Below are 23,880 nucleotides of genomic sequence, written 5' to 3' on the forward strand. Positions count from 1 at the left end.
GCGACCGCGGGACGGGCACCCGGTGTGCGCACGGGGAGTAAACCGGGGACACTCCTTCGCTGTGACCGCCCCCGCTTGGCTCGAAGTGCTCAACGAGACGATGGACGCGTGCCGCACGCACGGCCGCGCCGATCTCGCCGAGCGCCTGCGCAGACGCCGCGACGCCCCGCCGGGGCAGATCCGGCTCGGCGTGCTCGGCTTTCCCAAACAGGGCAAGGGTTACTTGCTCAACGCGGTGCTGAACGCGCCGGTGTGCGCGGTCGGCGACGCCCCGACCCCCGCCGTGCCCACCGAAATCGCCTACTCCGCCGAACCCGCCGCGACGCTGGTCGGCCGCTCCCTCGAACGGATCCCCGTCGCGGTCGAACGGCTCACCGGTGAACTCGGCGCCCGCCCCGCCGGCACGCTCAGCCGCGTCGAAGTCGGTGTGCCGCGCGAACTCCTGTCGGCCGGGCTCGTCCTCGTCGACACGCCGCCGGTCGGTGACCCGCGGTCACCGCGGACCGCCGCCGCCCTCGACCTGCTCGCCGAAGCGGACGCGGTGATCCTCGTCTCCGACGCGACCGCGCCGCTGAGCCCCGCCGAACTCGCCCTCGCCCGGCACGTGCGCACCTGGTGCCCGCACGTCCTGGTGGCGCTGACCAAGATCGACGCCTCCCCGGGCTGGCGCGCGGTGGCCGAGCGCAACCGCGCGATGCTCGCCGAGGCCGGGATCGACGCCCCCGTCCAGCCGGTTTCGGCCGTCGTCCGCCAGGCCGCCGCGAAGGCCGGTGACGCGGATCTCAACGCCCGCTCCGGTTTTCCCGAACTGCTGAACTGGATCGCCGAGCAGGCCGCGCGCCCGGCGGAGCAGTCCCGCGCGCTGCTGGCCGCCGTGGGCGTGCGGGCCGCCGCCACGGAACTGGTGGAGTCGCTGCGCGACCGCGTCGACACGGTCGCCCAAGACGCCGGGCTCGGGCAGGCCGCGCTGCTGCAGCGCGCGCAACGCCGTGCCGACGACCTGCGGCGGCAGAACACCAAGTGGCAGAACCTGCTTTCCGACGAGATCACCGATCTGCTGTCGGACGCCGAATACGACCTGCGCGAGCGGACCCGCAAGATCGTCAACACCATCGACCGCACCTTCGACGAGGGCGACCCGGCGAAAGTGTGGGACGAATTCGCGCCGTGGCTGGACAACGCGCTGGCCGAAGCCGTCGACGTCAACTACACGTGGCTCGCCGACCGGGCGGAGTGGATCGCGCAGGCCGTCGCCGCGTGCTTCGGCGCGCAGTACGACCGCGCGCTGCCCGACCTCCGGCTCGACGGATCCGGCGTGGAGGGCCTCGACGACGTCCGGCGGCCGAAGATCGAGAAGTTCAAGGTGGGGCAGCAGGCCTTCACCGGCCTGCGCGGGTCCTACGGCGGCGTGCTGATGTTCGGCCTGGTCACCAGCCTCGCCGGGCTGCCGCTGATCAACCCCGTCTCGATCGGCGCCGGTGCGGCGTTCGCCGCGAAGACGATCAAGGACGAAGGCGGCATGCGGCTGCAGCGCCGTCAAGCCGTGGCCAAGCAGGCGGCGCAGCGGCACGTCGACGACGTGTTCATCCGCTTCAGCAAGGAATGTCGCGACTCGATCCGCCTCGTGCAGCGCCGGCTGCGCGACCACTTCACCGGGCTGGCCGAGGAACTCGCCGACGAGCTGACCCACGAGCGCGAGACGATCATGGCCGGCACCGCCGAACGCGAGCGCCGGACCGTCCACATCAGACGCGAGATCGACCGGCTGGCCGGCCTGCACCAGCGCGCGGGCGAGCTCGGCACGATCGCCGGACGGCAGCGGCGGGAGCTTTCGGCGTGACGCGGGACGTCCGCGACCTGCTGGCCGCCGCGGCCGGGCTCTACCGGGACGACCCGCGGGCTTCGGCGCTCCTGCACGACTGCCTGAACCGGCTGGAGCAGCCGCTGCGCGTCGCGTTCACCGGCGCGCCTTCGTCGGGCAAGTCGACGCTCGCCGCGGCGCTCGGCGAATGGCCGACGCGCGCGCTGCGCGACCTCGTGCTCCTCGACGACCCCGGCCCGGCCGACGACGTCCCGGACTCGACCGTCCGGCTGGTCCGCCACCTGGAACCGGACGAACTCGCCGCGGCGCACCCGCCGGGCGGCTCGCCGTTCGCGCGGCAGAGCGCGGTCAACTCGGTGCTGGTGCTGTCCCGGGCCGACGAGGTGGGCGCGGGCCGCATCGACGCGTTGCTGACCGCGAAGCAGCTCGCGCGCCGCGCTTGGCGCGAAGACCCGCTGTGCACGGGGTTCCTGGGCGTGATCGCGGTGGCCGGCCAGCTGGCGTACGGCGGCCGGTCGTTGCGCGACGACGAGTTCGACCTCCTGGCCGCGTTCGCGGCCGTGCCGCGGGAGGAGCTGGAACGCCACGTGCTGTCGGTGGATTCGTTCACCGACCCGGCGTTCCCGGGCCCGATCCCGGTGGAGACGCGGCGGTCGCTGGTGGTGCGCTTCGGGATGTTCGGCGTCCGCCTGGCGCTGACGCTGATCCGCACCGGCTGCGACGACCGGGTCAAGCTGTCGGCGGAACTGGTGCGCCGCAGCGGGCTCGGCGAGCTGCGCGACACGCTCGCGGGCTGTTTCGTCGCGCGGGCGGAGGCGTTGAAGGCCCGCACGGCGGTGATTCGTCTCGAAGCGTTGCTGGCGGCCCAGCCCCGTCCGGGCGGCGACCGCCTGGTGTCCCGGGTGGAGCGCTTCGCGGCGGCCGCCCACGACTTCCGCGAGCTGCGCCTGATCGCGGACATCCGCGGCGGCCGGACGGCGTTGTCCGGCGACCCCGCGGAGGAGGCGGTCCGCCTGCTGGGCGCCCAGGGCACGGCCCCGGCCGACCGGCTGGGCCTGGAACCGGACGCGGACCCGGGCGAGATCTACGACGCGGGCCTGGACGCGTTGCGGCGCTGGCGCCACGAGGCGGAGCGCCCGGACCGCCCCCACGCGGAACGGACGGCGGCCCACGTGGTGGTGCGGTCGGCCGAGGGAATGCTGGCGCTGTTCGCCTAACGCACCGCGGTCGCTTCGATCTCCACGAGGTGCTCGGGGACGTCCAGTGCCGCGACGCCGATGAGCGTGGCCGGCGGTTTCGCGGTGGTGCCGACCTTCGCGGCACCCCGGGCGATGCCGTCGAGGAGGGCGGGCATCTTCGCGGGTGTCCAGTCGACGACGGAGAAGTTCAGCTTCGCCACGTCGTCGAAGGTGGCGCCGGCCGCTGCCAGTGCGGCGGCGACGTTGACGTAGCACTGCTCGACCTGCGCGGCCAGGTCGAGTTCCGTTTCCCAGGCGACCTGCCCGGCGACGAAGACGAGCTTCGTCCCCTCGGCGATCGCCACCTGGTGGTAGGGGTCGACTGCGGGCAGCTCGGGCGGGTTGACGAGGGTGACGGCCATCTTTCCTCCGTGGTCACTTGTGGTTACCCAGGAACCGTAGGAGAGTATTGGTCCATGCGGAAGAAGGCACTTTTCGGTGACGGGGGAACCAGGTGGTGACCAAGCAGGACGCGGACCTTTCCCGCGCGGATTCGCTGGCGCGGGAGATCTTCTCCGACGTCGCCAACAAGTGGGCGTTCCTGATCATCGAGACGCTCGGCGAGCGCACCCTGCGATTCAGCGAACTGCGGAACGAGGTCGAGGGCATCAGCCACAAGATGCTGACCCAGAACCTGCGCATGCTGGAGCGCAACGGGCTGGTCGAGCGCGAGGTGTTCCCGACCGTCCCGCCCCGGGTCGAGTACACGCTCACCGCGCCGGGGCAGGGGTTGCGGGCGACGGTCGACAGCATGTGCGGCTGGACCCAGCGCTACCTCGGCGAGATTGAAACCGCCCGGCTCCGCTTCGACGGCTAGGTCTCGTAGAGACCGGCGATCGCCGTGGCCCGGTCGTGCAACGCGGTCCGCAACCACTGCGGCGCAAGGACTTCCGCGTCCACGCCGAGCTGCCACAGCGCCCACTCGGCGTGCCGCCGGTCCTGGAAGGCCAGTGAAAGCCGTACCCAGTCGCCGGCGCCGGCCGGCTCGGTGGCGGTCAGCGCGGTCGCCGTCAGCTCCTCCCGCCGGGCCGCGGCCACCCGGGCCTGCACGGTGACCTGCTCGCCGCCGGTGCGGAACCGCGTGCTGCGCTCCTGCCACGCCCGGTCCAGGTCGACGCGCTCCGGTCGCTGCGCGGGCTCGTCCAACTCCTCGGCCGCGTGGATCCGGGACAGCCGGTAGGTGCGGTCCTCGCCGGACCTCGTGGCCAGCAGGTAGCCCTGTTCGCGCACGGTGACCAGCCCGATCGGGTCCACCGTCCGCCACTTCGGCGGCTCGTCGACGGCCGCGTAGCGGATGCGCAGCCGGTGGCCGGCGAACACCGCGCGCCGGACCTCGGCCACGATCTCGTCGGGCACCTCCTCCGCGGCCGGCCGGCGGGCGAGGAGGTCGGTCGCCGGGTCGACGAGCAGCCGCTCGGCCACGCTCGCCGCGGTGTCGCGCTGGCTCTCGGGCAGTGCGTCGACCACCTTGAGCATCGCGGACGCCAGCGCCGAGCCGAGGCCGAACGCCTGGGCGCCGCGGCGGGAGCCGGCGATCAGCAGGGCGAGGGCCTCGTCGTGGGTCAGGCCGGTGAGCTCGGTCCGGAACCCCGGCAGCAGCGCGAAACCGCCGTGCCGCCCGCGCTCGGCGTAGACCGGGACGCCCGCCGTGGACAGCGCCTCGATGTCGCGCAGCACCGTGCGGGTCGACACCTCCAGCTCGCGCGCCAGCGTGGCCGCGGACAGCCGGCCGTGCCGGCGCAGCAGCAGCACCAGGGACACCAGCCGGTCGGCGCGCACGCGGAAACCGTAGCCGAATACACGACACAGGATGTCGTGTATTGGTTGCGAGGCTCTTCGCACTGTCTACGAACGGATGGAGTGAAGTGGCTGTGGAACGAACGGCGGTCAACCCGTGGCCGTGGTCGGTGGCGCTGGGCTACCACCAGGGCGAGCTCGTCGCCGGGCCCGCCCGGACCCTGTACTGCGCCGGGCAGACCGCGATGAACGGCGACGGCGAACCCCAGCACGACGGCGACCTCGCGGCGCAGCTGGCGTTGAGCCTCGACAACCTCGAGGCGGTGCTCGGCGAGGGCGGGATGACGTTGGGCGACCTCGTCCGGCTGACCGTCTACACGACCGACGTCGACCTGCTCTTCCAGCACTACGGCGTGCTCGCGGGCCGGCTCGGTGCGGCTGGGGCCGCGCCCGCCACCACGATGCTCGGCGTGACGCGGTTGGCGATTCCCACGCTGCTGGTGGAGCTGGAAGGTACTGCTGTCGCGTGAAAAAGCCGCCGGCCCGCCGGGTGTTGACGCCCGGCGGGCCGCGGCGCACCATAGACCGGTCTATGGTCCAGCGCCGGCCGGAGGGAACCCGCCATGCCCCACGACGTCCGCCCCTGGGTCCGGCTGTTCGGCGAGCTCCTCGCGCACTGGGCGCGCGAACGCCCGGCGGACACCGCGCTGCGCTTCGGCGACCAGGCGTGGACCTGGGCGGAGTTCGACGAGCGCGCCCGGCGGCTCTCGGGTGCTCTCGCGGCCGCCGGGGTAGGCCGGGGCGACCGCGTCGCGTTCGTCGACAAGAACCACCCCGCCTGCCTGGAGACGACCTTCGCCGCGGCCGGGATCGGCGCCGCGAACGCCGTGGTCAACTGGCGGCTCTCCGGGGACGAACTCGCCTACGTGCTCGGGGATTCCGGCGCGAAGGTGGTCTTCGTCGGCGCCGAACTGCGGCCCGCGCTCGACGCGGTCCGCGACCGGCTGCCCGCGCTCGAACGCGTGGTCGTCGTCGGCGGGGACGAAGACGAGTACGAACCCTTCCTGGCTTCCGCGGAGCCACACGCGGGGTCCGAAGTGGACCCCGGCGACGGCGTGCTCGTCATGTACACCAGCGGCACCACCGGCTTCCCCAAGGGCGCGGTGCTGACCCACCGCGGCGTCATCGCCCACGGCCTCGCCGCCGGCACCGCGTTCCCGATCGGCCCCGGCGAGGTCAACCTCGTCGCGATGCCGCTGTTCCACGTCGGCGGCAGCTGTTACGCGGTTTCCGGGTTCCTCTACGGCGAACCGTCCTACCTGACCCGCGAACCGGACGCGGCTTCGCTGTTCGCCGCGCTGCGGGCCGGGATCACGCACGCGTTCCTCGTGCCCGCCGTCGTGGCCGGGATCGCGCAGGCCGGCGAAGACGCGCTCAAGGCGTTCTCCCGGTTGAAGTACCTCTGCTACGGCGCTTCGCCGATGCCGCTCCCGTTGCTACGCACCGTGCTCGCCGCCTGGCCGGACGTGAAGTTCGCGCAGGTCTACGGGATGACCGAGCTGTCCGGCGCGGTCACCGCCCTGGACCCGGAGGCGCACCGGGACACGTCCCGGCCCGAACGGCTGGCTTCCGCGGGCACCGCACTGTCCGGAGTGGACATCCGGATCGTCGACCCGGTGACCCTCGAGGACGCCGCCACCGGCGAAGTCTGGATCCGCACCGAGCAGCGGATGGCGGGCTACCTCGGCAAGCCCGAGGCGACCGCCGAGACCATCGTGGACGGCTGGGTGCGCACCGGCGACGTCGGGCGCCTGGACGACGGCGGGTTCCTGTTCCTCGAGGACCGCGTCAAGGACATGATCATCACCGGCGGCGAGAACGTCTACTCGCCCGAGGTCGAGCGCGTGGTGGCGGAGTTCCCCGGCGTCGCCGAGGTGGCCGTGATCGGTGTCCCGGACGAGCGGTGGGGCGAGCAGGTCAAGGCTGTCGTGGCCGGTGATCAGCTCGACGCCGACAAGCTCATGGAGTTCTGCCGCGAGCGCCTGGCCCACTACAAGTGCCCGCGCAGCGTCGACGTCGTGGAAGCGTTGCCGCGCAACGCGACCGGCAAGATCCTCAAGCGCTCGCTGCGCGAACCGTACTGGCGAAACCGGGACCGGAACGTCTGATGCCCCCGGTGACGCGGGACGCGTACTTCGCGGCCGCATTGGACGTGCTGGCGGAGCACGGGTTCACCGAGCTGAACGTCGGCCGGCTGTGCCGCGGCCTCGGCGTCACGAGCGGGTCGTTCTACCACCACTTCGGCGGCTGGCCGGGGTTCGTCGAGCAGCTGCTGGACCACTGGGAGAACCGGCAGGTGCGCATCCTGCGCGAAGGGAACTTCGGCAGCGGCGGCCCGTCGGCCGACTTCGCCGCGCTGATGGACCTGACGCTCGGGCTGCCGCACGAGGCCGAAGCCGCCATCCGGGCGTGGGCGGCGAACGACGAAACCGTGCGGGCGGCGCAGAAACGCGTCGACTCCGCGCGGGTGCGCACGGTCGGCAAGGCGGTCAAGGGTATCGTCGGCGACGGCGACCTCGCGCGGACGCTGACGTCGCTGGGCATGGCGATGCTGGTGGGTCACCAGCAGCTGGCGTCGGCGGGGGAGCACAGCGAGCTGGCCACCCTGCTGGCGGAGTACACGCGGCTGGTGCACGCCCGCGCCTCGTGAGTGTTCAGGGCGGTTCTCACCGCCCTGAACACGTCACGAGACGTTACCGAGTACCCGGGTGACGGCTATCTCCAGGACCACCCGCTGGGGGTTGGGCTTGGGCTGGCGGTAGCGGGCGGCGTAGCGGTTTTCCGCGTCGCGCACCGACTCCGGGTCGTCGCGCAGCACGGCTCGACCCTCCAAAGTGGACCACTTCGGGCCGTCCAGCTGGCAGGCCGCGACGGGGACGCCGTCGGCGCCCGCGGCCCGGATCAGCCGCGCCTTGACCGAGGAGGCGAACGTGATCACGCGGGCGAGACCGGCGTCGAAGTCCACGGTGACGCCGACCGCGACGACATGCGGCGTGCCGTCGGGCCGGACCGTGGTGAGGGTGGCCAGCCGGCGTTCGGTCCAGAACGTGCGGAAGTCGGGGCCGCGGTCGTCGAGCTTCATGGGACCCACGCTAGTCCGTCCGGGTGGCCGGGGTCCTGGTGAGACCACTCACGGTCATAGTAAGGAAAGTTTCCTAACAGTCTTGACCGGGTCTTGAACCTTCTGTCACGCTCACATCGCCCTCGCCGCAGCCAACGATGTCTTTACGGAGGAGCGATGAAGAAGATCGTCCGGGCGGTGGTGGCTTCGGCCGCGCTGGCCGCCGGGCTGCTGAGCGTGCCGACGACCGCGTCCGCGGCGGGCACCCCGTACGTGCCGGGCACGCTGCGGCCGTCCGTCTCGCAGGCCACCCAGGATGCCGCGCTGCAGAAGTACTACGACTTCTGGAAGAAGAACTTCCTCACGACCAAGTGCGGCAGCGGCACCTACGCCGTGCTGTCGAAGGACGCCGACCACTCGTTCGTCGCCGAGGGCGAGGGCTACGGCCTGACGATCTCGGCGATGATGGCGGACAAGGACACGCAGGCGCGCTCGATCGTCGACGGGATCCTGAAGTTCGTGAAGGCGCACCCGTCGGTCAACAACAAGGACCTGCACGCGGCCGAGCAGGACTCGAACTGCAAGAGCGTCAACGGCAGCGACTCCGCGACCGACGGCGACCTCGAAATCGCCTACGGCCTGCTGATCGCGGACAAGAAGTGGGGCAGCACGGGCTCGGTCAACTACAAGGCCGAGGCCGTCCGGATCATCAACGCGATCAAGAAGAGCGAGGTCAACGGGTCCACGAAGTTCACGCTGCTCGGCGACTGGGGCAACGACGCGGAGTACAAGAACAGCTCGCGCTCGTCGGACTGGATGCCCGGGCACCTGCGGGCGTTCGCCACGGCCACCGGCGACAGCTTCTGGACGTCGGTCCGGACCCGGTCGGAGACCGCGGTGAGCCAGTTGCAGTCGCAGTACGCGCCGAACACGGGCCTGCTGCCGGACTTCGTGGTCAACACGAACTCGACCCCGAAGCCGGCGCCGGCGGAGTTCCTGGAAGGCCCGTACGACGGCAAGTACAGCTGGAACGCCTGCCGTGACCCGTGGCGCCTCGGCGTCGACGCGATCACGGCCCCGAACAGCGCCGCGGCCGCGCAGGTCCGCAAGATGACGACGTGGATCAAGTCCGCCACGGGCAGCGACCCGGCGAAGATCCAGAGCGGCTACTCGCTGTCGGGCTCGAAGACCGAAAGCGGTCAGCACCCGTGCTTCACGGCGCCGTTCGCGGTGGCGGCGATGGCGGACCCGGGCAGCCAGGCGTGGCTGGACAAGCTGTGGACGGCGGTCTCGTCGTGGTCCCCGGACGCGACGGACTACTACGGCACGGGCATCACGATCCAGGTCCTGCTCATCCTGAGCGGCAACTACGTGGCAGCTTGAGCCGACGCGCCGGCCGCTCCGCCCCGAATTTCGGGTGCGGAGCGGCCGGTTCGTGCGTGAAACTGGCGCCATGAGCAGCCAGCCGCGCAGCGTCGAGGAGCTGACCCGCGCCCTCGACGCGGGGAAGCGGTTCAAGTACCTCTGCTTCTGGGGCCATCGCCCGCCTCGCGGCGGCGGAGTCGGCTCCGGGTGCTTCAGCCAGTGGTGGCCGGCGCCGTTCGTGCTCGACGACGTCCGGTTCGCCACCGCCGAGCACTACATGATGTGGCGCAAGGCGCTGCTCTTCGGCGACGAGGAGGTGGCCGCGCGGGTGCTGACCGCGGTGCACCCGAAGCAGGCCAAGGACTTCGGCCGCCAGGTGCGCCGGTTCGACGAAGCGGCTTGGGTCGCCCACCGCCGGGAAATCGTGGTGGCGGGCAACGCCGCCAAGTTCGCGCAGCACCCGGAACTCGGGGACTACCTGGCCGGGACCGGCGAGCGGGTGCTCGTCGAGGCGAGCCCGGTCGACCGGGTCTGGGGGATCGGCCTGGCGGCGGACGACCCGCGGGCCGAAAAGCCGCGGGCCTGGCGGGGGCTCAACCTGCTCGGCTTCGCCCTCGCCGACGTCCGGGCTCAGCTCGGTTCGCGCAGCGGCAGCCCGGCCGCGCGGTAGATCTCGTCGAGCACCGTCATCGTCTCCACCGCGTCCGCCGCCGACGTCTTCACCGGCGCACCCTCCAGCACCGCGGCCGCGAACGCGTCCAGCTGATACGCGTACGTGGCCCGGCGCGGGAACTTCTCCGTGCGGCGGGCGCCGTCCACCTTGATCGACACCCGGTGGTACGCCTGGGGCATCAGCGGGTTGAGCACACTGATCGAGCCGTGTGAGCCCGTCACCTTCGCGCTGATCCGAAGCACCGACGACGACCACATCGAGCACGTCACCCGGCCCGTGTGACCCGACGGGAAGCGCAGCTCCGCCGTCATCGCCCGGTCGACCCGCGGGGACCGCAGGCGAGCCGAAGCCGAGACCACCGACGGGGTCTCGCCGCCGCCGAAGATCCGGGCCATGTGGACCGCGTAGCAGCCCGCGTCCATCGTCGCGCCGCCCGCCAGCGCGTAGTCGTAGCGGATGTCCGAGAACTTCGGCAGCGGGAAGCACACCGCCGTCTCGACGCGCGCCAGCTCGCCCAGCTCGCCGGACGCCACGATCTCCTCGACCCGCAGCGCCAGCGGGTGGTAGCGGTAGTGGAACGCCTCCATCACGACGCGGTCCGACGAAGAAGCCAGCGAAGCGATCTCCCGGGCCTCCGCCGCGTTCGCCGTGAACGGCTTCTCGCACAGCACGTGCTTGCCCGCCTCCAGCGCCGCCCGCGTCCACCGGCCGTGCAGGCCGTTGGGGAGCGGGTTGTAGACGGCGTCGATGTCCGGATCGGCCAGCAGGTCCTCGTACGACCCGTGCGCCCGCGGGATCCCGTGGCGGGCCGCAAACGCTTGCGCGCGCTCGAGCGAACGCGCCGCGACGGCGCCGACCGTGACCGAGGAGTGCCAAGAAGCGGGCTTGACCAGGGCGGTGGGGGCGATTCGGGCCGCACCCAGGATGCCGATCCGCAGGCTCATCCGCGCAAGTTAGCACCGGACCAGATTTCAACAGCCAGTTGACCTCTTCAACAAAGAGTTGTACCGTTCCGGCCAGCCGAACAGTGGAGGTCCGCTATGTCCCGTTCACGTGCCGCGCAGGCGGTGTTGCTCGCGAGCCTGGCCGTCCTGGTGACCGCCTGCGGTGGGGGCCCGGACGGCGCGGGCGGGACGTCGCAAGCCGCCGGCGCGCCCGCGTCCGGCATCCCGGACACCGCCGCGATCGTCCAGGGCGTGCAGAAGGACGCGCAGCTCAACGCCGCCCTGCCGGACAACGTCAAGCAGGCGGGCGTGCTGCACCTGGCGTCGAACCTGCAGTCCGCGCCCAACAACTTCTACGCCGCCGACGGCAAGACCCCGATCGGCTACGAGGTCGACCTCGCCAAGGCGGTCGCCGCCAAGCTCGGCGTCACCGTGACCCACCAGGACATGGCGTTCGGCTCGCTGATCACCAGCCTCCAGTCCGGCCGCATCGACCTGACGATGGCCGGCATGAACGACACCAAGGCCCGTCAGGCGCAGATCGACTTCGTCGACTACTTCACCTCGGGCATCACGATCATGACCCGCAAGGGCAACCCGGACGGCATCACCGGCCCGGACGCCCTGTGCGGCAAGAACGTCGCCGTCGTGCAGGGCACCAGCCACCAGAAGTTCGCCGAGGCGCAGAGCGCCAAGTGCACGTCGGCGGGCAAGCCCGCGGTGAACGTCACCGCGACCGACAGCGACAACCAGAACCAGAACCAGCTGCGCACCGGCCGCGTCGCCGCGATCCTCAACGACCTGCCCAGCGCCGTCTACATCTCGCGCACCGCGGGCGAGGGCAAGTTCTTCGAGGTCGTCCCGGGCGAGCCGATCGAGGGCGGGCCGTACGGCATCGGCGTCACCAAGGCGAACGCGCCGCTGCGCGAGTCCGTGCAGAAGGCGCTGCAGGCCCTCATTGCCGACGGCACCTACGGCAAGATCCTGCAGGCGTGGGGTGTCGAGCAGGGCGCGATCAAGGAGGCCGCGGTCAATGGCGGGTCCTGAGCCACTGCCCATCGTCCGGCTCCGGCACTGGGGCCGCTGGGTCGCCGCCGCGATCATCCTCGCGCTGCTCGTGCTGCTGGGCATCGCGCTCGGCAACGCGCAGATCGAGTGGAACCAGGTCCCGGACTTCGTCTTCTACAAGGTGATGGCGACCGGCCTGCTCAACACCGTCGTGCTGGCGGTGCTGTCCCAGGCCGTCGCGATCGTGCTCGGCATCGTCATCGCCCTGCTGCGCCGCAGCGCCAACCCGGTCGCCCGGTGGTTCGCCGCCGGGTACATCTGGATCTTCCGCGGCCTGCCGGTGCTGCTGCAGATCCTGCTCTGGTACAACCTGGCGCTCGTCTTCCCGGTCATCGACATCCCGTTCCTGGTCCACGAGCAGACGAACGTGCTGATCAGCGCGTTCACCGCCGCGTTCCTCGGCCTGGCGCTCAACGAAAGCGCGTACATGGCCGAAATCGTGCGGGCGGGCCTGAACAGCGTCGACAGCGGGCAGACCGAGGCGGCGAAGTCGATCGGCATGACGCCGGCCGCCACGCTGCGCCGGGTCGTGCTGCCCCAAGCCATGCGCGTGATCATCCCGCCGACCGGCAACGACTTCATCAACATGCTCAAGGGCACGTCGATGGCGTCGGTGATCGGCGTGACCGAGCTGATCCACGCGGCCAACAACATCTCGTCCAACAACCTGCTGGTGATGGAGACGCTGCTGGCCGCGGCCGTCTGGTACATGGTCGTGGTGACCGTCGCCGGCGTCGGCCAGCACTACCTGGAACGCTCGTTCGGCGCTTCCGACCGGCTGGACCGCGGGCCCCTGTCCCGCGCCGGCAAGGCGTTGCGCGGCGTGCCGCTGGTGAGGAGTGCCCGTGTCTGAGCCGCTGCTGCGCGCCGTCGGCGTCAAGAAGTCCTACGGTCACACCGAAGTCCTCGGCGGCATCGACCTCGAAGTCCACAAGGGACAGGTCGTCTGCCTGCTCGGGCCGTCCGGCGCCGGGAAGAGCACGTTCCTGCGCTGCATCAACCACCTGGAGACGATCGACGCCGGCCAGATCTGGGTCGACGGGGAGCCGATCGGGTTCCGGCAGCGCGGCGGGAAGCTGTACGAACTGCGCGAGCGCGACGTCGCCCGCCAGCGCCGGGACATCGGCATGGTGTTCCAGCGGTTCAACCTCTTCGCCCACCGGACCGCGCTGGAGAACGTCGTCGAGGGCCCGATCCGGGTGCTCGGCCTCAAGCCGGACGACGCCCGGAAGCAGGGGCTCGAGCTGCTCGACCGCGTCGGGCTCGGGCACCGCGGTGACGCCTACCCGGCGCAGCTGTCCGGCGGGCAGCAGCAGCGGGTGGCGATCGCGCGGTCGCTGGCGATGAAACCGAAGCTGATGCTGTTCGACGAGCCGACGTCGGCGCTGGACCCGGAGCTGGTCGGCGAGGTGCTGGAAGTGATGAGTACGTTGGCGGGGGAGGGGATGACGATGGTCGTCGTGACGCACGAGATGAGCTTCGCCGCGGAGGCCGCCGACGAGGTGGTGTTCCTGGCCGACGGCGCCGTCGTCGAGACCGGGCCGCCGTCGGAGGTGCTGAGCGCGCCGAAGCACGAACGCACCCGGCAGTTCCTGGCGAGGATCCTCGCGTGACGCGGATTTCGCCCCGGTACCTGCTCCAGTTCGACGAGCCCGCCGGCTACCTCGACTTCGCCCGCTTCGGCCCGCCGTCGCACGCGGTGCTCGACACGACGGCGGCGCTGCTCGACCAGGCCACCACGGCCGGTCCGTCCACTGTGGACGAGCTGATGCGGCAGGAGGTCCGCGCCAAGGCCGCCGCCGCGCGGCTGTCCGGTTCGGACACCGACCACACCGTGCTGCTGCCCCACACGAGTCTCGGGTTGTTCCAGGCCGCGTTCCACAGCTCGGGCGAGGTGCTGGTGTCGGCGTCGGAGTTCCCGGCCAACACCTACCCGTGGGCCCGCGCCGAGCAGGCCGGCCGGCTGCGCGTGCGCCGGCTGACCAGCGGTTACGTGACGCCGGAGCGGGTCGCGGAAGCCTTGACGCCGGAGATCACCACGGTCAGCGTCTCCGCGGTCGACTTCCGGACCGGTTTCCGCGCCGACCTGGCCGCGCTGCGCGACGTCGTCGGCGACCGGTTGCTGGTCGTCGACGGCATCCAGGGCTTCGGCGTGATCGAGGCGCCGTGGGAGGTCGCCGACGTGCTGGTCGTCGGCGGGCAGAAGTGGCTGCGCGCGGGCTGGGGCACCGGCTTCGCGGTGCTGAGCGACAACGCGCTGGAGCGGATGGACCCCGTGCTGTCCGGCTGGACCGGCGCGCGCGACCCCGGCCTGTTCGACGACGAGATCCACGCGCCCGACGGCACCGCGCAGGCTTGGTCGATCTCCAACCTCAGCCCGATCACCTCCGGCGCGTTCGCCGAGGCGCTCGAGCTGGTCGAGGACGCCGGGGTGGCCGCCATCGCGGCGCGGATCGCCGAGCGGATCACCTCGTTCGAGGAGGTGCTGGCCTCGTGCGGCGCCGAGGTGGTGTCGGCGGTGGACCGGCGGGCCGGGATCCTCGCGTTCACGCTGCCCGGCCACCCCGCCGAGCAGGTCGGCGCGGCGCTGGCCAACGCCGGGATAGCGGCGACCGTGCGGCCCGAGCACGTCCGGTTGTCGCCGCACGCGTCGACGCCGGCGGCCGCGGCGGACCTGCTGCGGTCCGCGCTGGAGACGTTGACGGCGCCGCGGGAGCCCCTGGTCGTGCCGGCCGCGGGCGCGACCACGCACGAGGTGCTCACCGCGCTGGTGCCGGCGATCCCGGGGCTGGCGGCGATGCTCGGGCCGGGCAACGAGGTGCTGCTGCACGACCTGAGCCGGCTGCCGGACTCGATCGTCGCGATCGCGGGTGACCTGACCGGCCGCAGCGTCGGCGGCCCGATGACCGACCTGCTGCTCGGCCTGGTCCGCCGCGGCACCACGCAGGACCTGACGAACTACCGCACGCACGGCCCGGACGGGCGGCCGATCCGCTCGTCGACGCTGTTCCTGCGCGACGCCGACGGGGTGGCGGTCGGCTGCCTGTGCGTCAACAGCGTCGACGCGTCGGCTTCGGCCGGCGGCAACGGCGAGCCGGAGACTTTCCCACCGGACGTCGACAGCCTGCAGCGGTTCCTCGTCGACCGGGCGGTCACCAAGGCCGGCATCCCGGTGGACCTGATGAAGAAGCGGCACAAGGCGGCGGTGGTGCGCGAACTCGACGAGGCCGGTTATTTCCTCATCAAGGACGCGGTGGACCACCTGGCCGGGCGGCTCGACGTCACGCGCTACACGATCTACAACTACCTCAACGAAATCCGCGCCTGACGCTGCCCGAACGGACCTTGTTTCCGCGGTTCCCCGGGGCGCACCATGGCGCGCATGACCGAACCGGACACCCGGGCGCTGGTGCGGCTGGAAGCGGAGGGCGGCGCCGACGAGGAGGAACTCGACCGGCTCGCCCGCCGGCTGCGCGCCGAGCTGGGCGAGCTGGACGTGGACCTGCGGGCCGCGCCCGGCGAGCTCCCACCGGGCGCGAAGGCGGCGGACCCGGTGACGATCGGCTCGCTGGTGGTGGCGTTCAGCGCGGCCGGCGGCGTGTTCCCGGGGCTGGTGGAGACGCTGAAGGAGTGGCTTGCCCGCCAGGCGGGCAAGCACCGCATCAAGGTGACGATCGACGGCGACACGGTGGAGCTGGAGCGGGCGACGTCGGCGGAGCGGCAGGAGCTGATCGACGCCTTCGTCCGGCGCCATGCCTAGCCGCGGCCGAGGTGAGGGCCGCCGCGGTCACGGTTTCCCGGGGTGGTCGCCGATCCGGCAGCGCCAGCCGGTCTTGGCGTCGGTCCAGCACGCCTCGCCGCCGACCACGGCCGGCGTCGCCGGGCGCGCGGTGCCGGGGACCGCCGGGAGCCCGATCCGCAGGTTGTCGGCCACGAAGTCCTGGAACCGGTCCGCCAGGTCGCACACCGTGAGCGCCGGGCTCTCACGGCGGGCCGCGAAGCCGAAGGCGCTCCCGTCGGCGGCGGTCACCAGCACCCGGTACGCGCCGTCGTCGTCCGACACCGACCACGTCACGGCGCGGATCCACGCGGCGGACTCCCGGTCCGGCGCGCCGGCGGCGAAGTCGCGGACCACGGCGTCCGGGCTGATCACGCGACGCACCTCCCGGTGTCACTCCACAAAGGACTTTCCTGACCGTACGGTGTCCAGCACGCCCGGCGCATCCGATTCCCACCTTTAGTAGGGCCCTGCCCTTCAGGCCCTGCCCGAAAAGCGCGGGCGGGACTAGGGTTCACCCGCCCGAAGTCGCAGGGGAAAGGGAGAAAACAGTGAGACGTACCGTTTTCGCCGTGGTCGCGGCCGCCGCGGTGGCGTCCGCGCTCGTGGCCGCGCCGGCCGCGAACGCCGCGAACGCCGCGAACGCCGCGCCGGCGAAGGAAGCGTCGATCGCCTGGGGTGCGTGCACCGATCCGACGCTCGTCGCCGCCGGGGCCGAGTGCGGGTTCCTGGGGGTGCCGCTCGACTACCGGAAGCCGGCCGGGGAGCAGGTGCAGCTCGCCGTCAGCCGTGTCAAGCACAAGGTCGCCGACGCGCAGTACCAGGGCGTCATGCTCACCAACCCGGGCGGGCCCGGCGGGTCCGGCCTGCTGCTGGCCACCCGCGGGCCGCGCGTGCCCAACCACGCCGGGGACGCCTACGACTGGGTCGGCTTCGACCCGCGCGGCGTCGGTTCCAGCAAGCCCGCGCTGAGCTGCGACCCGAACTACATGGACTACAACCGTCCCCAGTACGTGCCGTTCACCCCGCAGCTGGAGAAGACCTGGCTGGACCGCTCCAAGGGGTACGCCGAGGCCTGCGCGAAGAACAACTCCAAGGCCCTCCTCGAGAACATGAAGACGACGGACACGGTCCAGGACATGGACTCGATCCGGAAGGCGCTCGGCCAGAAGCAGCTGAACTTCTACGGCTACTCCTACGGCACCTACCTCGGCCAGGTGTACGGCTCGCTGTACCCGCAGAACGTCCGCCGCATGGTGCTCGACTCGACCGTCGACCCGCGGGGCGTCTGGTACGGCGACAACCTCAACCAGGACGTCGCGTTCGACAAGAACATCCTCATCTGGTTCGGCTGGCTCGCCCAGCACGACGACGTCTACCACCTCGGCAAGACGCAGTCCGCGGTGCAGCGCGTGGTCAACGAGCAGCTGCTCAAGGCGCAGTTCACCCCGGCCGGCGGCGTGATCGGCCCGGACGAGATCCTCGACGTCATCCAGCAGGCCAGCTACTACCAGCTGCGGTGGACGCTGCTGGGCGACGCGCTGTCCCGGTTCGTCAACAACGGTGACTGGCAGAACTGGAAGACGCTGTTCGAGGCCTTCGGCGGCCGCGGCGACGACAACGGCTACGCGGTCTACCTCGCCGTCCAGTGCACCGACGTCCAGTGGCCGCAGAGCTGGAACCAGTGGAAGCGCGACAACTGGCGGACCTTCACCAAGGCGCCGTACTTCACCTGGCAGAACGCCTGGTTCAACGCGCCCTGCCTGTACTGGCCGGCGAAGGCCGGGAAGCCGGCCAAGATCGACGGCCGCGGCGTGCAGAGCGTCCTGATGATCGACGAGACGCTCGACGCGGCGACGCCGTTCGAGGGCAGCCTCGAGGTCCGCAGCCGCTTCCCGGGCGCTTCGCTGATCTCGGAGCCGGGCGGCACCAGCCACGCGATCACCCCGCGCGGCAACGCGTGCGTCGACACCAAGATCGCCGACTACCTGGCGACGGGCGCGCTCCCGGCCCGCAAGCCGGGCCGCACGGCCGACGTCGAGTGCGCCCCGCTGCCGCAGCCGACGCCGCCGGCGCCGACCGCGGCCAAGGCCGATGTCGCGGCGACGCAGGGCTTGGTCGCCGGACGGTTCACCGGCTGACCTGCGAAAATCCGGAAAAACGGGGTGTCGGGCACAGTGCCCGGCACCCCGTTTTTCGTGCTTTCCGGCGCCGGGGGCTTTGAAGGCACGTGAACTTTGTGTTACAAAGTGCGGGTCAGGTTTGAAACGCAAAGTCCACGAAAGGAGGACGCCATGACTGGGGGACCGGCGTTCGCACTCAACAGCCTCACCAAGAGGTTCGGCCGGGTCACGGCGGTCGGCGGCGTGACCGTCGAGGTCGCGCGCGGCAAGGTCGTCGCGCTGCTCGGGCCGAACGGCGCGGGCAAGTCGACCACCGTCGACATGCTGCTCGGGCTGACCAGGCCGGACGCGGGGGAGGTGATCGTCGCGGGTGGCAGCCCGCGCGAAGCCGTCGACCGGGGGCTGGTCGGCGCGATGATGCAGAACGGCGCGCTGCTGCCGGACGTCACGGTCGGCGAGATCGTCGACCTGGTCGTCTCCACGCACGAGAAGCCGCTGCCCGCGGCCGAGGTGCTCGCCCGCGCCGGCCTGACGGACCTCGTCAAACGCCGCTGCGGCAAGCTTTCCGGCGGCGAACGGCAGCGCGTCCGGTTCGCGCTCGCGCTGGCCGGCGACCCGCAGCTGCTCGTGCTCGACGAGCCGACCGCCGCGATGGACGTCGACGGCAGGCGCGCGTTCTGGGCGGCCATCCGCGAGTTCGCCGCGACCGGCCGGACCGTGCTGTTCGCGACGCACTACCTGGCCGAGGCCGAGGACTACGCCGACCGCGTGGTGCTGATGCGCCACGGCGCCGTCGTCGCCGACGGCCCGGTCGCCGAGGTCCGGGCCGCGGTGTCCGGCCGCGTGCTCAAGGCCGTCGTGCCCGAGGCCACCGAAGCCGGCTTGGCCGTGCTTCCCGGCGTCACCAGCGTCCAGCTGCGCGCGGGCCGCGCCGAGCTGGCCTGCGCCGACTCCGACGCCGCCATCCGCGCCCTGCTCGCCGCGCACCCGCTGGCGTCCGACATCGAGATCACCGCGCTGGGCCTCGAAGAGGCTTTCCTGGCGCTCACCGCCGAGGAGGCCGCCGCGTGAACACCACCTACCTGACCCTCGAGATCAAGCGGATCGTCCGCAGCCCGCAGTTCACGATCTTCACCATCGGCATGCCGGTGGCCATGTACCTGCTCTTCGGGGCCATCTTCGGCGACTACGTCCTGGACAACGGCCTGCACTCGAGCACGCAGACGATGATCGGCATGGCCGCGTACGGCGCCAGCGGCGGCGCCCTGTTCACCGGCACCCGGGTGGCGCAGGAACGCACGGACGGCTGGCAGCGCCAGCTCCGCCTGACGCCGATGCGCGGGCCCGGCTACCTCGCCGTCAAGGTCGCGTCGGCGATGGCCGTCGCCCTGCCGGTGCTGCTGGCGATCTTCTTCGTCGGCTTCCTGCGCGGCGAACCGCTCACCGCCGCCGAATGGGGCCGCCAGCTGGTGTTCCTGTGGGCGGCCACGCTCCCGTTCGCCGTCCTCGGCCTGGCCATCGGCCTGTTCGGCAAGGGCGACACGGTCGGCGCGGTCACCGGCGCGCTGATGATGCCGCTCGGCATGCTCGGCGGCCTGTGGATTCCGCTGGAGATCCTGCCCGGCTGGATGGCGACGGTGGCGCACTTCGTGCCGACGTACTGGCTGCGCCGGGTCGGCCTCGACCCGCTGACGCACGCGTCCGGGACGTGGGTCGCGGTGCTCGTGCTGGCGGGGTGGCTCGTGCTCCCGGCACTGGTGGTCGTGCGCCGCTTCCGGCTGGACACGGCCAGGCTCTGAGTGCGTGTTGTCAATCCGGCCAGAAGCAGGCCACCCCCCCCCGAGCGGTACGTGCCCGTTGGCACGGGCCGATTCGGCCGTGGCTGTGGCCGGATCGGCAACGAATGGCACAGTAGCTTCCGTGCAACGTACGGGAGGAGGGCGGACCGGGTGGAAGACGAGCCGATGTCGGCCGAGGAGTCGCTGAACCTGATCGCTCAGCAGTCCCGGCGGAACCAGCGCGAATTCGGCGGGGGCCCGGCGCGGATGCTCGCGGCCTGGGCCTTCGCCTGGATCGTCGGCTGGGGGTTCACCTACCTCACCACGCGGTCCTGGGTGGCGGTGCCCGGCTGGGTCGCCGGCGCCATCGTCGTCCCCGTGCTGTTCGTCTGCGCCATGGCCTACACGACGTACGCCAGCATCCGCACCGGGCGCGGCATCCGCGGGCCGTCCCGCACGGTCGGCGCGATGTACGGCTACGGCTGGGCGCTCGCCTCGATCGGGCTGATGGTCGTCGACATCCGGATCACGCAGTTCCAGGTGCTCTCGGCCGACCAGGTGTCGCTGCTGTGGTCGGGCACCTGGCTGCTGATCACCGGCGTGATGTACCTGGCGGGCGGCATGGTCTGGCAGGACAAGCTGATGTACGGCCTCGGCGCGTGGGTGATCGTGTCGGCGGCGCTGAGCGTGCTCGTGGGCTACCCGCACAACTTCCTCGTGCTCACGGTGTGCGGCGGTGGCGGGTTCCTGCTCGCCTCGATCGTGTACTTCGTCCGCGAGAAGCGCCGATGAGCGAACTCCCCCAGCTCGACCCCGTCATCCACGCCCAGGCCCGGCTGCGGGTCACCGTCGCGCTCGCCGGCCTGCGCTCCGGCGACCAGATCACCTTCCCGCGGCTGCAGCAGCTGCTGGACATGACGGCCGGCAACCTCTCGACGCACCTGCGCAAGCTCGAGGACGCCGAGTACGTCGAGATCACCAAGGCGTTCGAACACCGCACGCCGGTCACGCTGGTCCGGCTGACCGGCCGCGGGCGGGCCGCGTTCGAGAGCTACACCCAGGCGCTCCACCAGCTGCTGGACGCCACCGGCGGGGACTGACGTGGCCCGCTGGGTGATCCACCTCGACCTGGACGCCTTCTACGCCTCGGCCGAGCAGCTCACCCGCCCGACGCTGGCCGGGCGCCCGGTGCTCGTCGGCGGCCTCGGCCCCCGCGGGGTCGTCGCCGGTGCCAGCTACGAGTCCCGCGCGTTCGGCATCAAGTCGGCGATGCCGATGGCCCAGGCGCGGCGGCTGCTGCCGGCGAACGGCGTCATCGTGCCGCCGCGGTTCCGCGTCTACGAGCGGCTCAGCCAGGACGTGTTCGCCGTCGTCTCCGCGGTGGCGCCGGTGCTGGAGAAGATCTCGCTCGACGAAGCTTTCGCCGAACCGCCGTCGCTCGTCGGTGCTTCGCCGGCCGCCGTCACGGAGTTCTGCGAGTCGTTGCGGGCGGCGATCCGCGCGGAAACCGGCCTGGTGGCGTCGATCGGCGCGGGCAACGGCAAGCAGATCGCGAAGATCGCGTCCGACGAGGCCAAACCGGACGGCCTGCTGGTCGTGCCGCAGGGCACCGAGCGGGAGTTCCTGGCGCCGCTGCCGGTGCGCGCGCTGTGGGGGATCGGCCCGGTCGCGGAGGGCAAGCTGCGGTTCATCGGCGTCCAGACGCTCGGGCAGCTGGCGGCACTGTCCGAACAGGACGCCGTCGCCACGCTCGGCGGCGTGGTCGGCCGCGACCTGCGCCGCCTCGCGACCGGCGCCGACGACCGCCCGGTGGCCGGGCGCGCCGAGACCAAGCAGGTCAGCGCCGAAACGACGTTCGACACCGACATCAAGGACCTGGCCTCCTTGAAGGCGGAGGTCCGGCGCATCGCCGTCGGCGCGCACCAGCGGCTGCTCAAGGCCGAGCGCGTGGCGCGGACGGTCGTGATCAAGCTGCGGCACACCGACATGCACACGGTGACCCGCTCGGAGACGATCTCGGCCCCGACCGACGACCTGGCCGAGCTGGCCGCGACGGCGGAGCGCCTGCTGCTGGACCCGGCGGAGTTCGGCGGCATCCGCCTGGCGGGGGTGGCCTACAGCGGCCTTTCGGTACCGCACCAGGACGCGCTGTTCACGTTGGCGACCCCGGCGGCGCCCTCGACGTCGACGGTGGTGTCGGCACCGGCTCCCTCCGCGCCTTCGGAGTGGCGGCAGGGCGACGACGTGGTCCACGAGGAGTTCGGCACGGGCTGGGTCCAGGGCGCGGGCCACGGCCGCGTGACGGTCCGCTTCGAGCACCGGTCGTCCGGCCCCGGCGTGGCCCGCACCTTCCCCCAGTCCGACCCGGCCCTGCGCCGTGGCGAACCCGGGGACTGCCTGAAGTAGGTCTACTCGGCCGAGCAGCCTTGCAGCTTCGCGATTTCCTGGCCGGCCAGCAGGAACGCGCCGACGCCGTAAGCCGCGGTGTCGGCCGCGTGAGCCTTCGCCGGGCGGTCGCCCACCGGCTGGACGTAGCCGACCTTGCCGTCCGCCTGCAGGGCCTTCGTCGACAACGCCGTCCACGCCTTGTCGACCACCGGGCGGTAGCGAGCCGCGTCGAGGACGCCCGCGGTGATGCCCCAGCCGATGCCGAAGGTGAAGAACGCCGTGCCGCTCGTCTCCGGGCCGCCATGGTCCCACGGGTTCAGCAGGTCCGAGTTCCAGAAGCCGTCGCGGCGTTGCGTCAAAGCCAGCGTGGCCGCCATCTTCCGGTACACCCGCAGGTATTCCGGACGGCGTGCGTCGTCGGCCGGCAGGACCTGCAGCACCTTCGTCAGCGCCGCCAGCGCCCAGCCGTTGCCGCGCGACCAGAACACGCCCGAGCCCTTGAAGCGCTCGTCGCGGTACCACAACCCGGTGAACTCGTTGAACAGCTTGTGCTCCGCCGACCGGAACAAGCTGTCCATGGCGTCCAAATAGGACGGATCGTGGTCGATCAGGCTCATCCGGGCGAACGACGGCATCGCCATGTTCAGCGCGTCTACATAGTTCCAGTAGTCGCGGTGGCCCGCCCGCACCGACGCCACTTCGGCCTGGATCCGGGTGCGGATCGAGTCGAGCGGGATCTCCGGGTGGAAGTACGTGTAGAGGTCCAGGTACGCCTCGCCGGCGGCCTGGTCGTCCGGGAAGAACGGCCGCTTCGGGTCGGCCGGCAGCTGGTAGCCGTTGGCCTGCGCCCACGGGTACGTCTTGTGGTTGGACTGGCCGGTGGTCCGGACCAGTGCCAGGTTGCCGACGTGGAACGTCGCGTTCTGCCAGTCGGCCGGATCGGGGTTCGTCCCGTTCGCGGCCCAGTAGTTGCCCGCGGCGACCATTTCGTCCGAAACGGCGCAGGAAACGGCGGCGGTGGCGACGGGAGCCGTCAGCAGGCTCCCCGCCACGGCCGCGGCCGCGAGCACGCCGAAGCCACGAATACCCCGGAAACGCATGGGAGCGTCCTCCTCAAGCAGGTCATGGCGGCGGTCATCCGCAGCGAGTGAAGCGCTTCCCGCTGGACGTGTCAAGGTGCCGGTGAGCGGTACGGCGCAACGGTTTCCAGCAACCGGCGCGACGCGGACTCGGCGCCGTCGGCGTTCTTCGCCAGCACCAGCGTCAGCACGCGGGAATGCGCGACGAGCTCCATCGGCTCGCCGTGCGCCCGCAACGCCGCCACGACCGGGATCTGCAGCTGCGCGATGAGCGCGTTCCCCGACGCGCGGATCAGCGCCGCGTGGAACCGGGAATCGGCCTCGCCGAACGCTTCCGCGTCGGACCGCTCGACCGCGTCCGCCATCAGCTCGTAGGCCGCCGCCATCGCCGAGAGCTCGTCCGGCCGCCGGTGCCGCGCCGCCATCCGCGCCGCCTGGGGCTCGATCGCCAGCCGCAGCTCGAGCAGCTCCCGCAGGTGCCGCGGGCGGTCGGGACCGTTGACGCGCCAGGCGATGACGTCCGGGTCGATCGCGTCCCACGCGTCGGGCGGCAGCGTCCACGTGCCGACCCGCGGCCGCGCCGTCACCATGCCCTTGGACTCCAGGACCCGTAGTGCCTCGCGCACCACCGTCCTCGACGCCGAAAACCGGCGCCCGAGCTCCTCGGGGACGAGCGGCTGCCCGTCCCCGAGGACGCCTTCGACGATGAGCCTGCCCAGTTCGTCGACGATGCGCGCGTGCAGGCTCCGTGGACCGCTCACCGCCG

Annotated in this window: 26 protein-coding genes; 19 read left to right on the plus strand and 7 right to left on the minus strand. The window is 71.7% G+C overall.

Annotation, left to right across the window (positions count from 1 at the left end):
• Positions 1 to 61 precede the first annotated feature (61 nt).
• Together ACLJQM_RS47980 and ACLJQM_RS47985 are read left to right on the plus strand one after the other, a co-directional pair.
• Positions 62 to 1,840: a dynamin family protein gene (locus tag ACLJQM_RS47980; RefSeq protein ID WP_247013896.1), complete on the plus strand. Its 1,779-nt coding sequence runs from the start codon at positions 62 to 64 to the stop codon at positions 1,838 to 1,840.
• Positions 1,837 to 3,039: a GTPase gene (locus ACLJQM_RS47985; protein ID WP_410636653.1), complete on the plus strand. Its 1,203-nt coding sequence runs from the start codon at positions 1,837 to 1,839 to the stop codon at positions 3,037 to 3,039. The genes ACLJQM_RS47980 and ACLJQM_RS47985 overlap by 4 nt, the downstream gene beginning before the upstream one ends.
• Here the strand turns inward: ACLJQM_RS47985 and ACLJQM_RS47990 are convergent.
• Positions 3,036 to 3,422: a RidA family protein gene (locus tag ACLJQM_RS47990; RefSeq protein WP_247013891.1), complete on the minus strand. Its 387-nt coding sequence runs from the start codon at positions 3,420 to 3,422 to the stop codon at positions 3,036 to 3,038. The genes ACLJQM_RS47985 and ACLJQM_RS47990 overlap by 4 nt on opposite strands.
• A 92-nt stretch (positions 3,423 to 3,514) precedes the next feature.
• Here ACLJQM_RS47990 and ACLJQM_RS47995 point away from each other — a divergent pair, with 92 nt between their 5' ends.
• Positions 3,515 to 3,877 (plus strand): winged helix-turn-helix transcriptional regulator, encoded by a 363-nt coding sequence (locus tag ACLJQM_RS47995; protein ID WP_360783158.1) that lies wholly within the window; start codon positions 3,515 to 3,517, stop codon positions 3,875 to 3,877.
• Here the strand turns inward: ACLJQM_RS47995 and ACLJQM_RS48000 are convergent.
• Complete coding sequence (locus ACLJQM_RS48000) at positions 3,874 to 4,839, minus strand: helix-turn-helix transcriptional regulator (protein ID WP_410636654.1); 966 nt, start codon at positions 4,837 to 4,839, stop codon at positions 3,874 to 3,876. The two genes, ACLJQM_RS47995 and ACLJQM_RS48000, sit on opposite strands and share 4 nt — an antisense overlap.
• Before the next feature lie 92 nt (positions 4,840 to 4,931).
• On the opposite strand from ACLJQM_RS48000, the gene ACLJQM_RS48005 reads away from it, so the two are divergent.
• From ACLJQM_RS48005 to ACLJQM_RS48015, 3 genes are all read left to right on the plus strand, one after another.
• Positions 4,932 to 5,327 (plus strand): RidA family protein, encoded by a 396-nt coding sequence (locus tag ACLJQM_RS48005; RefSeq protein ID WP_410636673.1) that lies wholly within the window; start codon positions 4,932 to 4,934, stop codon positions 5,325 to 5,327.
• Between the two features lie 93 nt (positions 5,328 to 5,420).
• Positions 5,421 to 6,965: an acyl-CoA synthetase gene (locus ACLJQM_RS48010; protein ID WP_410636655.1), complete on the plus strand. Its 1,545-nt coding sequence runs from the start codon at positions 5,421 to 5,423 to the stop codon at positions 6,963 to 6,965.
• Positions 6,965 to 7,507 carry a TetR/AcrR family transcriptional regulator gene (locus ACLJQM_RS48015; protein WP_247013877.1) on the plus strand — a complete coding sequence of 181 codons (543 nt, stop codon included), beginning with the start codon at positions 6,965 to 6,967 and terminating at the stop codon, positions 7,505 to 7,507. The genes ACLJQM_RS48010 and ACLJQM_RS48015 overlap by 1 nt, the downstream gene beginning before the upstream one ends.
• A 33-nt stretch (positions 7,508 to 7,540) precedes the next feature.
• Here the strand turns inward: ACLJQM_RS48015 and ACLJQM_RS48020 are convergent, their stop codons facing one another.
• Positions 7,541 to 7,939, minus strand: coding sequence for a TIGR03618 family F420-dependent PPOX class oxidoreductase (locus tag ACLJQM_RS48020; RefSeq protein WP_247013875.1), 399 nt, complete (start codon positions 7,937 to 7,939; stop codon positions 7,541 to 7,543).
• A 156-nt stretch (positions 7,940 to 8,095) separates the two neighbouring features.
• Between ACLJQM_RS48020 and ACLJQM_RS48025 the strand changes: the two genes are divergently transcribed.
• Both ACLJQM_RS48025 and ACLJQM_RS48030 read left to right on the plus strand, forming a co-directional pair.
• Positions 8,096 to 9,301: a glycosyl hydrolase family 8 gene (locus tag ACLJQM_RS48025; RefSeq protein WP_360783167.1), complete on the plus strand. Its 1,206-nt coding sequence runs from the start codon at positions 8,096 to 8,098 to the stop codon at positions 9,299 to 9,301.
• Between the two features lie 70 nt (positions 9,302 to 9,371).
• Positions 9,372 to 9,953, plus strand: coding sequence for an NADAR family protein (locus ACLJQM_RS48030; protein ID WP_410636656.1), 582 nt, complete (start codon positions 9,372 to 9,374; stop codon positions 9,951 to 9,953).
• Here the strand turns inward: ACLJQM_RS48030 and ACLJQM_RS48035 are convergent.
• A complete protein-coding gene (locus tag ACLJQM_RS48035; RefSeq protein ID WP_410636657.1) occupies positions 9,914 to 10,900 on the minus strand; it encodes a Gfo/Idh/MocA family protein in 987 nt (328 codons plus the stop codon). The genes ACLJQM_RS48030 and ACLJQM_RS48035 overlap by 40 nt on opposite strands.
• A 96-nt stretch (positions 10,901 to 10,996) precedes the next feature.
• Between ACLJQM_RS48035 and ACLJQM_RS48040 the strand changes: the two genes are divergently transcribed.
• The 5 genes from ACLJQM_RS48040 to ACLJQM_RS48060 are packed head-to-tail and all read left to right on the plus strand — an operon-like array spanning position 10,997 to position 15,728.
• On the plus strand, positions 10,997 to 11,947 hold the full coding sequence (locus ACLJQM_RS48040; protein ID WP_410636658.1) for an ABC transporter substrate-binding protein: 951 nt from the start codon (positions 10,997 to 10,999) through the stop codon (positions 11,945 to 11,947).
• Positions 11,934 to 12,821, plus strand: coding sequence for an amino acid ABC transporter permease (locus ACLJQM_RS48045; protein ID WP_360783177.1), 888 nt, complete (start codon positions 11,934 to 11,936; stop codon positions 12,819 to 12,821). The genes ACLJQM_RS48040 and ACLJQM_RS48045 overlap by 14 nt, the downstream gene beginning before the upstream one ends.
• Positions 12,814 to 13,581 carry an amino acid ABC transporter ATP-binding protein gene (locus ACLJQM_RS48050; RefSeq protein WP_360783179.1) on the plus strand — a complete coding sequence of 256 codons (768 nt, stop codon included), beginning with the start codon at positions 12,814 to 12,816 and terminating at the stop codon, positions 13,579 to 13,581. The genes ACLJQM_RS48045 and ACLJQM_RS48050 overlap by 8 nt, the downstream gene beginning before the upstream one ends.
• A complete protein-coding gene (locus ACLJQM_RS48055; RefSeq protein WP_247013862.1) occupies positions 13,578 to 15,296 on the plus strand; it encodes an aminotransferase class V-fold PLP-dependent enzyme in 1,719 nt (572 codons plus the stop codon). The genes ACLJQM_RS48050 and ACLJQM_RS48055 overlap by 4 nt, the downstream gene beginning before the upstream one ends.
• Positions 15,297 to 15,350: 54 nt before the next feature.
• The gene (locus ACLJQM_RS48060) at positions 15,351 to 15,728 is read left to right on the plus strand and encodes an effector-associated constant component EACC1 (RefSeq protein WP_410636659.1); all 378 of its coding nucleotides are present in this window, start codon (positions 15,351 to 15,353) and stop codon (positions 15,726 to 15,728) included.
• Positions 15,729 to 15,755: 27 nt separating this feature from the next.
• On the opposite strand, the gene ACLJQM_RS48065 is transcribed toward ACLJQM_RS48060, so the two are convergent.
• Positions 15,756 to 16,121 carry a hypothetical protein gene (locus ACLJQM_RS48065; RefSeq protein WP_410636661.1) on the minus strand — a complete coding sequence of 122 codons (366 nt, stop codon included), beginning with the start codon at positions 16,119 to 16,121 and terminating at the stop codon, positions 15,756 to 15,758.
• Between the two features lie 176 nt (positions 16,122 to 16,297).
• On the opposite strand from ACLJQM_RS48065, the gene ACLJQM_RS48070 reads away from it, so the two are divergent.
• The 6 genes from ACLJQM_RS48070 to ACLJQM_RS48095 all read left to right on the plus strand — a co-directional run bounded on the left by ACLJQM_RS48070 (position 16,298) and on the right by ACLJQM_RS48095 (position 22,053).
• Entirely contained in the window at positions 16,298 to 17,887 is a 1,590-nt protein-coding gene (locus ACLJQM_RS48070) for an alpha/beta hydrolase (RefSeq protein WP_410636662.1), read from the plus strand.
• 153 nt (positions 17,888 to 18,040) lie between these two features.
• Complete coding sequence (locus ACLJQM_RS48075) at positions 18,041 to 18,940, plus strand: ABC transporter ATP-binding protein (RefSeq protein ID WP_410636663.1); 900 nt, start codon at positions 18,041 to 18,043, stop codon at positions 18,938 to 18,940.
• Positions 18,937 to 19,668: an ABC transporter permease gene (locus ACLJQM_RS48080; RefSeq protein ID WP_247013852.1), complete on the plus strand. Its 732-nt coding sequence runs from the start codon at positions 18,937 to 18,939 to the stop codon at positions 19,666 to 19,668. The genes ACLJQM_RS48075 and ACLJQM_RS48080 overlap by 4 nt, the downstream gene beginning before the upstream one ends.
• Positions 19,669 to 19,818: 150 nt before the next feature.
• A complete protein-coding gene (locus tag ACLJQM_RS48085; protein ID WP_410636664.1) occupies positions 19,819 to 20,439 on the plus strand; it encodes a hypothetical protein in 621 nt (206 codons plus the stop codon).
• On the plus strand, positions 20,436 to 20,747 hold the full coding sequence (locus tag ACLJQM_RS48090) for a transcriptional regulator (protein ID WP_410636665.1): 312 nt from the start codon (positions 20,436 to 20,438) through the stop codon (positions 20,745 to 20,747). The genes ACLJQM_RS48085 and ACLJQM_RS48090 overlap by 4 nt, the downstream gene beginning before the upstream one ends.
• A gap of 1 nt (position 20,748) precedes the next feature.
• Positions 20,749 to 22,053: a DNA polymerase IV gene (locus ACLJQM_RS48095; protein ID WP_410636666.1), complete on the plus strand. Its 1,305-nt coding sequence runs from the start codon at positions 20,749 to 20,751 to the stop codon at positions 22,051 to 22,053.
• 2 nt (positions 22,054 to 22,055) lie between these two features.
• On the opposite strand, the gene ACLJQM_RS48100 is transcribed toward ACLJQM_RS48095, so the two are convergent.
• A complete protein-coding gene (locus ACLJQM_RS48100; protein ID WP_410636667.1) occupies positions 22,056 to 23,135 on the minus strand; it encodes a glycoside hydrolase family 88 protein in 1,080 nt (359 codons plus the stop codon).
• Between the two features lie 71 nt (positions 23,136 to 23,206).
• A complete protein-coding gene (locus tag ACLJQM_RS48105) occupies positions 23,207 to 23,875 on the minus strand; it encodes a FadR/GntR family transcriptional regulator (RefSeq protein ID WP_410636668.1) in 669 nt (222 codons plus the stop codon).
• Between the last annotated feature and the right edge of the window lie 5 nt (positions 23,876 to 23,880).

The sequence above is a fragment of the Amycolatopsis sp. cmx-4-83 genome (assembly GCF_046548815.1).
Lineage (GTDB): Bacteria > Actinomycetota > Actinomycetes > Mycobacteriales > Pseudonocardiaceae > Amycolatopsis > Amycolatopsis pretoriensis_A.